The 11,702-nt window shown below is 62.3% G+C and carries 22 protein-coding genes; all 22 read right to left on the bottom strand.

The features are described 5' to 3' along the window. Positions 1-141: 141 nt before the first annotated feature. Entirely contained in the window at positions 142-666 is a 525-nt protein-coding gene (gene rplO / locus NCHOL11_RS01265; protein WP_097090711.1) for a 50S ribosomal protein L15, read from the bottom strand. A 210-nt stretch (positions 667-876) separates the two neighbouring features. Next, positions 877-1,053 carry a 50S ribosomal protein L30 gene (gene rpmD / locus NCHOL11_RS01260; RefSeq protein ID WP_013847753.1) on the bottom strand — a complete coding sequence of 59 codons (177 nt, stop codon included), beginning with the start codon at positions 1,051-1,053 and terminating at the stop codon, positions 877-879. 6 nt (positions 1,054-1,059) lie between these two features. Next, on the bottom strand, positions 1,060-1,779 hold the full coding sequence (rpsE, locus tag NCHOL11_RS01255) for a 30S ribosomal protein S5 (protein WP_097090710.1): 720 nt from the start codon (positions 1,777-1,779) through the stop codon (positions 1,060-1,062). Between the two features lie 2 nt (positions 1,780-1,781). Then, entirely contained in the window at positions 1,782-2,135 is a 354-nt protein-coding gene (gene rplR, locus NCHOL11_RS01250) for a 50S ribosomal protein L18 (RefSeq protein WP_097090709.1), read from the bottom strand. A 1-nt stretch (position 2,136) separates the two neighbouring features. Then, positions 2,137-2,670, bottom strand: a complete 534-nt coding sequence (rplF, locus tag NCHOL11_RS01245) for a 50S ribosomal protein L6 (RefSeq protein WP_097090708.1) — start codon at positions 2,668-2,670, stop codon at positions 2,137-2,139. Beyond that, positions 2,670-3,065, bottom strand: coding sequence for a 30S ribosomal protein S8 (gene rpsH, locus NCHOL11_RS01240; RefSeq protein WP_021239751.1), 396 nt, complete (start codon positions 3,063-3,065; stop codon positions 2,670-2,672). Before rpsH ends, rplF begins: the two co-directional genes overlap by 1 nt. A gap of 12 nt (positions 3,066-3,077) precedes the next feature. Further along, positions 3,078-3,383, bottom strand: a complete 306-nt coding sequence (gene rpsN, locus NCHOL11_RS01235; protein ID WP_009820643.1) for a 30S ribosomal protein S14 — start codon at positions 3,381-3,383, stop codon at positions 3,078-3,080. Between the two features lie 49 nt (positions 3,384-3,432). Beyond that, complete coding sequence (gene rplE, locus NCHOL11_RS01230) at positions 3,433-4,005, bottom strand: 50S ribosomal protein L5 (protein WP_097090707.1); 573 nt, start codon at positions 4,003-4,005, stop codon at positions 3,433-3,435. Beyond that, positions 4,005-4,316: a 50S ribosomal protein L24 gene (rplX, locus tag NCHOL11_RS01225; RefSeq protein WP_097090706.1), complete on the bottom strand. Its 312-nt coding sequence runs from the start codon at positions 4,314-4,316 to the stop codon at positions 4,005-4,007. The genes rplE and rplX overlap by 1 nt, the downstream gene beginning before the upstream one ends. Beyond that, positions 4,316-4,684 (bottom strand): 50S ribosomal protein L14, encoded by a 369-nt coding sequence (gene rplN / locus NCHOL11_RS01220; protein WP_007686569.1) that lies wholly within the window; start codon positions 4,682-4,684, stop codon positions 4,316-4,318. The genes rplX and rplN overlap by 1 nt, the downstream gene beginning before the upstream one ends. Before the next feature lie 164 nt (positions 4,685-4,848). Then, the gene (gene rpsQ / locus NCHOL11_RS01215) at positions 4,849-5,112 is read right to left on the bottom strand and encodes a 30S ribosomal protein S17 (protein WP_006960320.1); all 264 of its coding nucleotides are present in this window, start codon (positions 5,110-5,112) and stop codon (positions 4,849-4,851) included. A gap of 15 nt (positions 5,113-5,127) precedes the next feature. Then, positions 5,128-5,331: a 50S ribosomal protein L29 gene (gene rpmC / locus NCHOL11_RS01210; protein WP_097090705.1), complete on the bottom strand. Its 204-nt coding sequence runs from the start codon at positions 5,329-5,331 to the stop codon at positions 5,128-5,130. 3 nt (positions 5,332-5,334) lie between these two features. After that, positions 5,335-5,766 (bottom strand): 50S ribosomal protein L16, encoded by a 432-nt coding sequence (rplP, locus tag NCHOL11_RS01205; protein ID WP_007686573.1) that lies wholly within the window; start codon positions 5,764-5,766, stop codon positions 5,335-5,337. A 21-nt stretch (positions 5,767-5,787) separates the two neighbouring features. Continuing rightward, a complete protein-coding gene (gene rpsC, locus NCHOL11_RS01200) occupies positions 5,788-6,483 on the bottom strand; it encodes a 30S ribosomal protein S3 (RefSeq protein ID WP_022682110.1) in 696 nt (231 codons plus the stop codon). Between the two features lie 5 nt (positions 6,484-6,488). Beyond that, positions 6,489-6,875 (bottom strand): 50S ribosomal protein L22, encoded by a 387-nt coding sequence (gene rplV, locus NCHOL11_RS01195; protein WP_025547267.1) that lies wholly within the window; start codon positions 6,873-6,875, stop codon positions 6,489-6,491. Next, a complete protein-coding gene (gene rpsS, locus NCHOL11_RS01190) occupies positions 6,875-7,153 on the bottom strand; it encodes a 30S ribosomal protein S19 (protein ID WP_007686576.1) in 279 nt (92 codons plus the stop codon). The genes rplV and rpsS overlap by 1 nt, the downstream gene beginning before the upstream one ends. Before the next feature lie 5 nt (positions 7,154-7,158). Beyond that, positions 7,159-7,995, bottom strand: a complete 837-nt coding sequence (gene rplB, locus NCHOL11_RS01185) for a 50S ribosomal protein L2 (protein ID WP_013847762.1) — start codon at positions 7,993-7,995, stop codon at positions 7,159-7,161. Positions 7,996-7,997: 2 nt separating this feature from the next. Then, on the bottom strand, positions 7,998-8,315 hold the full coding sequence (locus tag NCHOL11_RS01180) for a 50S ribosomal protein L23 (RefSeq protein WP_021239762.1): 318 nt from the start codon (positions 8,313-8,315) through the stop codon (positions 7,998-8,000). Then, positions 8,308-8,931: a 50S ribosomal protein L4 gene (rplD, locus tag NCHOL11_RS01175; protein WP_097090704.1), complete on the bottom strand. Its 624-nt coding sequence runs from the start codon at positions 8,929-8,931 to the stop codon at positions 8,308-8,310. Before rplD ends, NCHOL11_RS01180 begins: the two co-directional genes overlap by 8 nt. A 2-nt stretch (positions 8,932-8,933) precedes the next feature. Then, positions 8,934-9,689: a 50S ribosomal protein L3 gene (rplC, locus tag NCHOL11_RS01170; RefSeq protein ID WP_097090703.1), complete on the bottom strand. Its 756-nt coding sequence runs from the start codon at positions 9,687-9,689 to the stop codon at positions 8,934-8,936. A gap of 274 nt (positions 9,690-9,963) precedes the next feature. Next, entirely contained in the window at positions 9,964-10,272 is a 309-nt protein-coding gene (gene rpsJ, locus NCHOL11_RS01165; RefSeq protein WP_007686587.1) for a 30S ribosomal protein S10, read from the bottom strand. A 209-nt stretch (positions 10,273-10,481) separates the two neighbouring features. Further along, entirely contained in the window at positions 10,482-11,672 is a 1,191-nt protein-coding gene (gene tuf / locus NCHOL11_RS01160) for an elongation factor Tu (RefSeq protein ID WP_097090702.1), read from the bottom strand. Between the last annotated feature and the right edge of the window lie 30 nt (positions 11,673-11,702).

Here is an 11,702-nt window from a genome sequence, read left to right as displayed (position 1 = left end):
CACGCTGTCGAACTCGGAAATTCACACCATTCATTCTGAATTCCATCAGAGCCGACAATGAGGGTCTTTTGATCCCAAATACAAGGCCCCGCCTACCCATATCGGGCAGCGGGGCCATGCTTGCAAGCCTTGCGGCCTGGCTCAAGCCTTCTTGGCGGCCTTGGCGCTACCCTTTTTGGCAGCGGCCTTTTCCGCAGCCGGAACGACGGCGATCACTTCGACCTTGCCGCCAGCCTTCTCGACCGCTTCGACAGCGCCCTTCGACGCACCAGCGACGAGCAGGTTGACCTTGGCCGTCAGTTCGCCCTTGGCGAGCAGACGGACACCGTCCTTGCCGCCCCGCGCCAGAGCAGCGCCCTTGAGCGCTGCATGGTCGATCGTGGCATTGGCGTCGAGCTTGCCCGCGTCGATCGCCTTCTGCAGAGCGCCCAGGTTCACGATCGCGTAATCCTTGGCGAAGATGTTGTTGAAGCCGCGCTTCGGCAGACGCATGTGGAGCGGCATCTGGCCACCCTCGAAGCCGTTGATGCTGACGCCCGAACGCGCCTTCGCACCCTTCTGGCCGCGACCGGCGGTCTTGCCCTTGCCCGAGCCGATACCACGGCCGACGCGCATCCGGCCCTTGCGGGCGCCGGCATTGTCATTGAGTTCGTTAAGCTTCGTCATTGTGCACTCGCTTTCGCTATGTTCGCGCTGAAAAGATGATGCCCCTCCCGCAGGCGGGAGAGGCAAGGATACTTAGGGACGCGCAGCGGCCCTTAGTTGCAATTGTGAGGGCTTGCCGAAGCGTTGCGCTTGGTCCCACCCTCTCCAACTCCGCCAACCGCTTGCGCGGCAAGGCTGCATATCCTCTCCCGCTTCCGGGAGAGGAACGGGTCAGTCGACCACTGCTACCATGTGGGGGAGCTTGGCAATGGCACCGCGGACTTCCGCGGTGTCTTCCAGCTCCACCACGCGGTGCATCTTGCCAAGGCCGAGGCCGATCAGAATCTTCTTCTGGGCTTCGGGACGGCGGATCGGCGAACCGATCTGCTTGATCTTGATCTTCGCCATGCTCTCTTACTCCGCAATCGCTTCGGCGTCGGCCTGAGCGACTTCGGCCGAGGCACCACCGCGACGAAGCAGGTCGGCAACCTTCTTGCCGCGACGCTGCGCCACAGCCTTGGGGCTGACCTGTTCACCCAGCGCCGCGAAGGTCGCCCGGATCATGTTGTAGGGGTTCGAAGTGCCGTTCGACTTCGTCACGACGTCAGCGACGCCGAGGCTTTCGAACACAGCGCGCATCGGGCCACCGGCGATGATGCCCGTACCGGCCGGAGCCGAACGAACCGTCACCTTGCCCGCCCCGAAATGGCCAAGGCCATCATGGTGCAGCGTGCGGCCTTCCTTCAGCGGAACGCGAACCATCGCCTTCTTGGCCGAAGCTGTCGCCTTGCTGATGGCTTCCGGCACTTCGCGCGCCTTGCCATGACCGAAGCCCGCACGGCCCTTGCCGTCGCCGACGACGACCAGAGCCGCGAAGCCGAAGCGTTTACCGCCCTTGACGGTCTTCGAGACGCGGTTGATGTGAACCAGCTTCTCGATCAGCTCTTCACCCTGCTCCTCGTCGCGGTTGCCACCCCGACGGTCGTCCCGACGGCCACGGCCGCCGCGCTCGCCACGGTTGCGGTCGCCGCCACGGCCACGGCCACGGCCGGGACCGCGATTTTCGAACTGCTCGCCGCCTTCAACGGCAGCAGGTGCGCCCGGCTGGGCCTGGATATCGTTTTCGTCAGCCATGATCAGAACTCCAGCCCGGCTTCACGGGCCGCATCGGCCAGCGCCTTGACGCGGCCATGGAACAGGAAGCCACCACGGTCGAACACGACCTGGGTAACGCCAGCAGCAGTCGCCGCAGCAGCGACGCGCTTGCCGACATCGGCAGCGGCTTCGGAAGTGGCACCGGTCTTGCCGCGCACATCCTTGTCCAGGGTCGACGCGGCGGCCAGGGTCTTGCCCTGCGCATCGTCGATGACCTGGGCGTAGATATGACGGCCCGAACGGTGGACGCTAAGGCGCGGACGTGTGCCTGAAACAGCCTTGAGCGCGGTGCGGACGCGGCGGCGACGCCGCGCGAAGAGGGAAAGCTTTGCCATCTTACTTCTTCTTCCCTTCCTTGCGGAAGATGAACTCGCCGGCGTACTTGATACCCTTGCCCTTATAGGGTTCGGGCTTACGCCAGCGGCGGATCTCGGCGGCAACCTGACCCACCTTCTGCTTGTCGATGCCGCTGATCTCGACCGTGGTGTTATCCGGGGTCTTGATCTCGATGCCTTCAGGCACCGCGAAATCGACGTCGTGGCTATAGCCGAGCTGAAGCTTCAGGGTCTTGCCCTGAGCGTTGGCACGGTAGCCGACGCCGGTGATTAGCAGCTTCTTGGTGTACCCTTCGGTCACACCGGTGATCAGGTTTGCGATCAGCGTGCGCTGCATGCCCCAGAACGCGCGAGCGCGCTTGCTGTCATTGGCGGGCTTTACCGCGATCGAACCGTCTTCGATGCTGTAGGTCACTTCGTCAGCTAGCGGCAGCGACAGGGTGCCCTTCGGGCCCTTCACCGACAGCTGACCGCCTTCGATGGCGGCGGTGACGCCCGACGGGACGGTAACCGGCTTCTTACCAGTACGGCTCATCAGAACACCTCCGCCAGCACTTCGCCGCCGACATTCTGCTCACGCGCTTCGGCGTCGGACAGAACGCCACGGGGCGTCGAGACAATGGTGATGCCCAGGCCATTGCGAACCACCGGCAGTTCCTTGGAACCCGAATAGACGCGACGGCCGGGCTTCGAGACGCGGGCGACGTGCTTGATCGCCGGCTGGCCTTCGAAATATTTCAACTCGATGCGCAGGCCGGGGTGCTTGCCGAGGGCTTCCTCGGAATAACCACGGATATAGCCTTCGCGCTGGAGCACGTCGAGCACGCGGGCGCGGAGCTTCGAAGCGGGGGACACAACGCTGTCCTTCTTCGCCTGCTGCCCGTTGCGGATGCGGGTGAGCATATCACCCAGGGGATCGGTCAATGCCATCTCAAATGATCCTTACCAGCTCGACTTGGTGACGCCGGGGATCAGGCCCTTGTTGGCCAGATCACGCAGCTGCACGCGGCAGAGGCGGAATTTGCGGTAATAAGCGCGGGGACGCCCCGTCAGTTCGCAGCGGTTCCGGATACGGGTCGGATTGCCGTTGCGGGGGATCTCCGCCATCTTCAGACGCGCGATCAGACGATCGCTGTCGTCGGCCGCGGTATCATTCGCGATCGCCTTGAGCTTCGCATAGCGGCCGGCATATTTCTTCACCAGCTTCTTGCGGCGCTCATTCTTGTTGATCGAACTCAGTTTCGCCATGACTTAAGTTCTCTTTCCTTGGGTGTCTGGAAAGAGAAGCGGGACCCGTTCAGGCCGCCTGCTTCTCTTCAATCGGGAAGGGGAAACCGAAAAGACGCAGCAGTTCGCGCGCTTCCTCGTCCGTCTTCGCCGTGGTGGTCACGATAATGTCCATGCCGCGCACCTTGTCGATGCGGTCATAGTTGATCTCGGGGAAGATGATCTGCTCCTTGATGCCGAAGGCGTAGTTGCCACGGCCGTCGAAGCTCTTCGGATTAAGACCACGGAAGTCGCGCACGCGGGGCAGAGCGATGTTGATCAGGCGATCAAGAAACTCGTACATGCGTTCACGACGCAGCGTGACCTTGGCGCCGATCGGCATGCCTTCACGCAGCTTGAACTGCGCGATCGACTTGCGAGCCTTGGTGATGACCGGCTTCTGACCGGCGATCAGTTCCATTTCCTCGGCGGCCGACGTGACCTTCTTCTTGTCCTGGGTCGCTTCGCCAACGCCCATGTTGAGCGTGATCTTCTCGATCTTGGGCACTTCCATGACGTTCTTGTAACCGAACTTCTCGGTCATCGCCTTGGCGATCTCGGCGTCATATAGCGACTTGGAGCGCGGAGTGTACTTCTCGCTCATTACAGCACCTCACCGGACTTGACGGCGACGCGGACCTTCTTGCCGTCGCGGTCCTCGAAACGGACGCGGGTCGGCTTGCCATCCTTGTCGGCGACAGCGACGTTCGAAATGTGAAGCGGCGCGGGCTTGCGCTCGATGCCACCCTGCGGGTTCGCCTGGTCAGGCTTGCGATGACGCGCATGCACGTTGATGCCTTCCACCAGCACCTTATCGTCCTTCGGCATGACCTGCAGGACAGCGCCCGTGCGGCCCTTGTCCTTGCCAGCCAGGATGACGACCTTGTCGCCCTTCTTGATTCTAGCAGCGCTCATTACAGCACCTCAGGAGCAAGGCTGATGATCTTCATGTGCTTCTTGGCGCGCAGTTCGCGAACGACCGGGCCAAAGATACGGGTGCCGATCGGCTCCTCGTTCTTGTTGATCAGCACAGCGGCGTTGCCGTCGAAGCGAATCACGCTGCCGTCAGCGCGACGCACGTCCTTGGCGGTGCGCACGATGACCGCGCGATGCACGTCACCCTTCTTCACCTTGCCACGAGGCGCAGCTTCCTTGATCGAGACGACGATGATGTCGCCCACGCTCGCGAAGCGACGCTTCGAGCCGCCCAGCACCTTGATGCACTGGACGCGCTTGGCGCCGCTGTTGTCAGCGACGTCAAGATTGGATTGCATCTGGATCATGGATCCGGTTCCTTCTTGTCTGGCCTACCGAGACTATCCCGGCGGTTCCGAATTCGAGTTTCGACCGGAAGATTCGAAACACGAAGCGCGGGCCTGTAACCTCTCCCGAAGGAAAAGGCCAGCCCCGCGTCCGAAATTTCGACCCCTACGGCCGGTGACTAACCTCAGGCCGCCGTTTCGGGCGACTTGTGGGTGTCCACGCGCTCGATAACCTTCCAGGTCTTGAGCTTGGAAATCGGAGCGGTCTCTTCGATGCGGACCGTTTCGCCTTCCTTGTAGACATTGCCCTCGTCATGGGCATGGTACTTCTTCGAACGGCGAATGATCTTGCCGTAGAGCGCATGCTTAACCTTGCGCTCCACGCGAACCACCACCGTCTTGTCGGTCTTGTCGGAAACCACCGTTCCCGTCAGCACGCGCTTGGGCATCGTGTGATTTCCTTCTTACTTCGCAGCCGAGCGCGAACGCTCGGACTGAAGGGTCTTGATCTGCGCGATCGACCGGCGGACTTCACGCACGCGGCTGGGCTTTTCCAGCTGGTTGGTGGCCGCCTGGAAGCGCAGATTGAACTGCTCACGCTTCAGGTTGTTGAGCTCGGTCGACAGCTCGTCGTCCGACTTGGTCTTGAGGTCAGCTACATTCGCCACGGATTAACCCTCCAGGTGGGAGGTGTCGCCGAGGCGAGCGACAACCTTCGTCTTGATCGGCAGCTTCATCGCGGCGCGCGAGAAAGCCTCTGCTGCGAGCGGGCCGGGCACGCCGTCCAGTTCGAACAGGATGCGGCCCGGCTTGACGCGAGCTGCCCAATATTCGACCGACCCCTTACCCTTACCCTGACGGACTTCGGCGGGCTTCTTCGACACCGGCACGTCGGGGAACACGCGGATCCACAGACGGCCCTGACGGCGAAGGTGACGCTGGATCGCGCGCCGGGCCGCTTCGATCTGGCGTGCGGTAACGCGCTCGGGTTCCAGAGCCTTCAGACCATAGGCGCCGAAGTTCAGAGCCGAACCGCCCTTGGCGTCGCCCTTGATCCGACCCTTGAAGGTCTTGCGGAACTTCATTTTTTTCGGTTGCAGCATGACGCTATACCTACCTTATTCTCAGCGTGCCGGGCGCACGCCGGAGGTCTGAGCCTCCAGCATCAGCCGGTCGGTCGCGAACGGATCATGGCCGAGAATCTCGCCCTTGAAGATCCACACCTTGATGCCGCAAACGCCATAAGCCGTGTGCGCGGTTGCTTCGGCATAGTCGACATTCGCGCGCAGCGTGTGCAGCGGAACGCGGCCTTCGCGATACCATTCGACACGCGCGATCTCTGCGCCGCCCAGACGGCCGCCGCAGGTGATCTTGATGCCTTCAGCGCCCAAGCGAAGAGCCGACTGCACCGCACGCTTCATGGCGCGACGGAAAGCAACGCGGCGTTCCAGCTGGTCGGCGATACCCTGCGCAACGAGCTTGGAGTCGATTTCCGGCTTGCGGATTTCGACGATGTTCAGGCTGACGTCCGAAGAGGTCAGGCTGCCCAGCTTCTTGCGCAGCTTCTCGATGTCCGCGCCCTTCTTACCGATGATGACACCGGGACGGGCAGCGTAGATCGACACGCGGCACAGCTTGGCGGGACGCTCGATCACGACCTTGGAGATCGCGGCCTGCGGCAGGTTCTTCATGATATACTGGCGGATCTTCAGATCCTCCAGCAGCAGACGGCCATAGTCGGCACCTTCCGCGAACCAGCGGCTGTCCCAGGTACGGTTGATCTGCAGGCGCAGACCGATCGGATTGCTCTTGTGACCCATGTCTCTTACGCCTCCGCTTCTTCAGCTGCTTCACGCACGACGATGCGCACGCGGCTGAAGGGCTTCAGGATCCGGGTCGACTTACCACGGCCGCGAGCGTGGAAGCGCTTCATGGTGAAGCTCTTGCCCACCGATGCTTCCGCGACGACAAGGCTGTCGACGTCCAGATTGTGGTTGTTTTCCGCATTGGCGATGGCCGAAGCCAGCACCTTGCGCACGTCGACCGCCATCGCCTTCTTCGAGAAGGCGAGGATGTTCAACGCGTCCTCGACCTTGCGGCCGCGGATGAGCGTAGCCACCAGGTTTAGCTTCTGGGCCGAACCACGGATCTGCGTGCCAACGGCCAGCGCCTCATTGTCGGCGACGCGACGGGGAGCCTTTTCCTTGCTCATTAGCGCTTGCCCTTCTTGTCGGCGGCGTGGCCGGGGAAGTAGCGGGTCGGAGCGAATTCGCCCAGCTTATGACCCACCATATCCTCGTTCACCGAGACCGGCACATGCTTGCGGCCGTTATAGACGTTGAACGTCAGGCCGACGAACTGCGGCAGGATGGTGGAGCGGCGCGACCAGGTCTTGATCGGACCCGAACGGCCACCGGCATCCTGAGCGACTTCCGCCTTCTTCAGAAGGCTGAGGTCCACGAACGGACCTTTCCAGACGGAACGAGCCATCTCGCTTACCTCTTCTTCTTCGCGTGGCGGCTACGGATGATAAACTTGTCCGTCGCCTTGTTGTGGCGGGTGCGCGCACCCTTGGTCGGCTTACCCCAGGGGGTGACCGGATGACGGCCACCCGAGGTCCGGCCTTCACCACCGCCATGCGGGTGATCGACCGGGTTCTTCGCCACACCGCGCGTCAGCGGACGCTTGCCGAGCCAGCGGTTACGGCCGGCCTTGGCGAGGTTGGTGTTGGCATTGTCCGGGTTCGACACGGCACCGACGGTGCCCATGCAATCCGAACGAATGTAGCGCTGTTCGCCCGAAGACAGACGGACCATCACCATGCCACGATCACGACCGACCAGCTGGGCATAGGTGCCCGCCGAGCGGCAGAGCTGACCGCCCTTGCCGGGCTTCATCTCGATATTGTGGATGATGGTGCCGACCGGCATCTGGCCGAGTTCCATCGCGTTGCCCGGCTTAACGTCAGTCTTCTTGCCCGCGACGACCTTGTCACCGGGAGCCAGGCGCTGCGGCGCCAGGATATAGGCCTGGGTGCCGTCGGGATAGCTGACCAGCGCGATGAAGGCGGTACGGTTGGGGTCATATTCCAGACGCTCGACCGTGCCTTCGACGTCCCACAAACGACGCTTGAAGTCGATGATGCGGTAACGCTGCTTGTGACCACCGGCGATCCCGCGCGAGGTCACATGGCCCTTGTTGTTGCGGCCACCGGTCTTGCGCTTGCCTTCGGTCAGCGCCTTGACGGGCTTGCCCTTGTGCAGGCCGCTGCGATCGACGAGGATCAGGCCGCGCTGGGCCGGGCTCGTCGGGTTGTAGCTCTTAAGCGCCATGGTCAGCGCACTCCTTCGGTGATGTCGATCGACTGGCCGTCAGCCAGGCGAACGATCGCCTTCTTCACGTCAGACCGCGTGTAGGGCTTGCCCTTCCACTTCTTGGTCTTGCCCTTGGCCACCAGCGTGTTCACGCTCTTCACGGTCACGCCCCAGAGCGCTTCGACGGCAGCCTTGATCTCCGGCTTGGTCGCGTCATTGGCGACCTTGAAGACCACGGCGTTGTTCTCGGAGAGAAGGGTCGACTTCTCGGTGATGACCGGGGCGACGACGACGTCGTAATGACGGTTGTCGACCTTCGCGGCTTCTTTCTTAGCCATTGAAACGCGCCTCCAGCTTTTCGACCGCGGCGCGCGTCAGCACCAGCGAATCCGCCCTCAGGATGTCGTAGACATTGGCGCCGACGGCCGGCAGCAGGTCCACGCCGACGATGTTCGCCGAAGCCTTCGCGAAGCTGACATTCACTGCGTCACCGTCGATGAACAGCGCCTTGTTGAGGTTCAGCTTGGCGAGGTGCGCGACCAGAGCCTTGGTCTTGCCTTCCGCCACGTCGAGATTGTCGAGAACGATCAGCGATCCGTCCTTGGCCTTTGACGACAGGGCCATTTTCAGGCCGAGCGCACGAACCTTCTTGTTGAGGTCGTGACCGAAGGTACGGGCACGGGCACCGTGCGCCTTACCACCGCCGATGAACACCGGCGCCTTGCGGTCGCCGTGACGGGCCGTACCGCCACCCTTCTGGCGGCCGAACTTCTTGCCCGTGCGGGCAACGTCCGAACGCTCACGGGTAGCACGCGCCGGAGCCCGGCGCTTCTCGAGCTGCCAGAGCACGACGCGGTGCAGGATGTCGATGCGGGGCTCGACACCGAACACGGCATCGTTCAGTTCCACATCGCCAGCAGCCTGCGCGTCGAGGGTCTGTACATTGACCTTCATGATTAGCCCTCCTGGCCTTCGGTCGCTTCGGGAGCAGCCGCTTCTTCAGCGGGCGTCTCGGCCGGAGCGTTGTTGCTGTTGGCAGCCTGCTTGAGGCTCGCCGGATAAGGAGCGTCGGCAGGACGCTTCACCTTGACGGCATCGCTGACGGTCAACCAGGTGCCCTTTGCGCCCGGAACGCTGCCCTTGACGAACAGCAGGCCACGCTCGACGTCCGTGCGAACGATTTCGAGATTCTGCTGCGTGCGCTCGCGATCACCCATATGACCCGCCATCTTCTTGTTCTTGAAGACGCGGCCCGGGTCCTGGCGATTACCGGTCGAACCATGGGCACGGTGGCTGATGGACACGCCGTGCGTGGCGCGCATACCGCCGAAGCCCCAGCGCTTCATGGCACCGGCGAAACCCTTACCCTGGGTGTGGCCAGCGACGTCGACCAGTTGGCCGGCGATGAAATGATCGGCTGCGATCTCGGCGCCGACATCGAGGAGCGCATCCTCGGCGACACGGAATTCGACCAAACGCGCCTTCGGCTCCACTTCCGCCTTGGCGAAATGGCCGCGCTGCGGCTTGGCGACATTCTTGACCTTCGCAACACCCGCACCGAGCTGAACCGCGACATAACCGTCACGATCGACTTCTTTGCGAGCCACGACCTGATTGCCCTCAAGGGCCAGAACCGTAACGGGAATATGACGTCCGTCCTCCTGGAACAGACGGGTCATCCCGACTTTCTTAGCGATCACGCCTGTGCGCATCACTGATTACTCCCATAGAGGCCCGCCTTAGCAGCGGGCGTATCCAACGAAAAAACCGCTCAGGATCCCTCCCTCGCGGCCAACCCAATTAACAATCACCCCGTCCGGGTTGGATGCCGACCCCTGCTCGGGGAAGGCGACGGGGGACCAGGACCACGAGCCATTCCGGTTCACCGGAGGGGCCGTGCGGTATCCCTTGTGTCGTTTGAGCTCCTGGCAAGCCAGAACGCCCGATACCCTGCCAGCCTTTCGGGTTGGCAGGGACTTGCCAGCTTTAGGCCAGCTTGATTTCCACGTTCACGCCGGCAGCCAAGTCCAGCTTCATCAGCGCGTCGACCGTCTGCGGCGTCGGCTGCACAATGTCAAGCATGCGCTTGTATGTACGGACCTCGAACTGCTCGCGCGACTTCTTGTCGATGTGCGGGCCACGATTGACCGTGAACTTTTCGATGCGCGTCGGAAGGGGAATCGGACCGCGAATGAGGGCGCCGGTGCGGCGGGCGGTGTCGGCGATGTCGCCGGTCGCCTGATCGAGCACGCGATGATCGAACGCCTTGAGGCGAATGCGGATGTTGCTGTCCATTGTTCCTGTACCGATGCGAAAGAGCCAAAAACCTGGAGCATTTTCAGAAATCAGCTGGAGCAGCCGATGACTTGTGAGAATGCACCATCAAAAAATATCCGCCCCGTTTTCTGCCCTTCTAGCTCAGCAAGAGCCGGAGAAAGGCGATCCGGGGCGGTAGAAAATCCGAGCGGCGCGAATCAGGCGATCCGCGCTGCTGCGGTCCTATATTACTTCGAGATCGTGCCGACAACCCCGGCGCCGACGGTGCGGCCACCTTCGCGGATGGCGAAGCGCAGACCCGAGTCCATCGCGATCGGCGCGATGAGCTTCACGCCGAGCTTAACGTTGTCACCGGGCATGACCATCTCGGTGCCCTCGGGCAGGATAACTTCGCCGGTGACGTCCGTGGTGCGGAAGTAGAACTGCGGACGATAGTTCGCGAAGAACGGGGTGTGACGGCCGCCTTCTTCCTTCGACAGCACGTAGACTTCAGCGTCGAACTCGGTGTGCGGTGTAACCGAACCGGGCTTTGCCAGAACCTGGCCACGCTCAACGTCTTCACGGCCAACGCCACGAACCAGGGCACCGATGTTGTCGCCAGCCTCACCCTGATCGAGCAGCTTGCGGAACATTTCAACGCCGGTGACGGTGGTCTTGCGGGTGTCGCGGATGCCGACGATCTCGACTTCCTCACCAACCTTGACGATGCCGGTTTCAACGCGGCCGGTCACAACCGTACCACGACCCGAAATCGAGAACACGTCTTCGATCGGCATCAGGAAGGGCTTGTCAACCGGACGCTCCGGCTGCGGGATGAAGCTGTCGACGGCAGCCATCAGCTTCAGAACAGCTTCGCGGCCGATTTCGTCGTTCGAACCGTCCAGCGCCTTCACGGCCGAACCGGGGATGACGGGGATGTTGTCGCCGTCGAAGTCGTAGGACGACAGCAGTTCGCGGATTTCCAGCTCGACGAGTTCCAGGATTTCCGGATCATCGACCAGGTCGACCTTGTTCATGAACACGACCAGCTGGGGAACGCCGACCTGCTTGGCGAGCAGGATGTGCTCGCGGGTCTGCGGCATCGGGCCATCGGTGGCCGAAACGACGAGGATCGCGCCGTCCATCTGGGCCGCACCGGTGATCATGTTCTTGACGTAGTCAGCGTGACCCGGGCAGTCGACGTGCGCGTAGTGACGGGCTTCGGTCTCATATTCGACGTGCGCGGTCGAGATGGTGATGCCGCGCTCGCGCTCTTCGGGCGCCTTGTCGATGTTGGCGTAATCGACGAAGGTCGCGCCGCCGGTTTCGGCGAGAACCTTGGTGATCGCCGCGGTCAGCGAGGTCTTGCCATGGTCAACGTGACCGATGGTGCCGATGTTGCAGTGCGGCTTGTTCCGCTCAAACTTAGCCTTAGCCATTTTTTCCTACCTTCTAATCAAATCAGCTTG

The sequence above is a fragment of the Novosphingobium sp. Chol11 genome (assembly GCF_900218065.1).
Classification (GTDB): Bacteria; Pseudomonadota; Alphaproteobacteria; order Sphingomonadales; family Sphingomonadaceae; genus Sphingobium; species Sphingobium agri.
The sequence above is the reverse complement of the archived record's forward strand: the minus strand, read 5'-3'. Positions and strand labels throughout refer to the sequence as shown.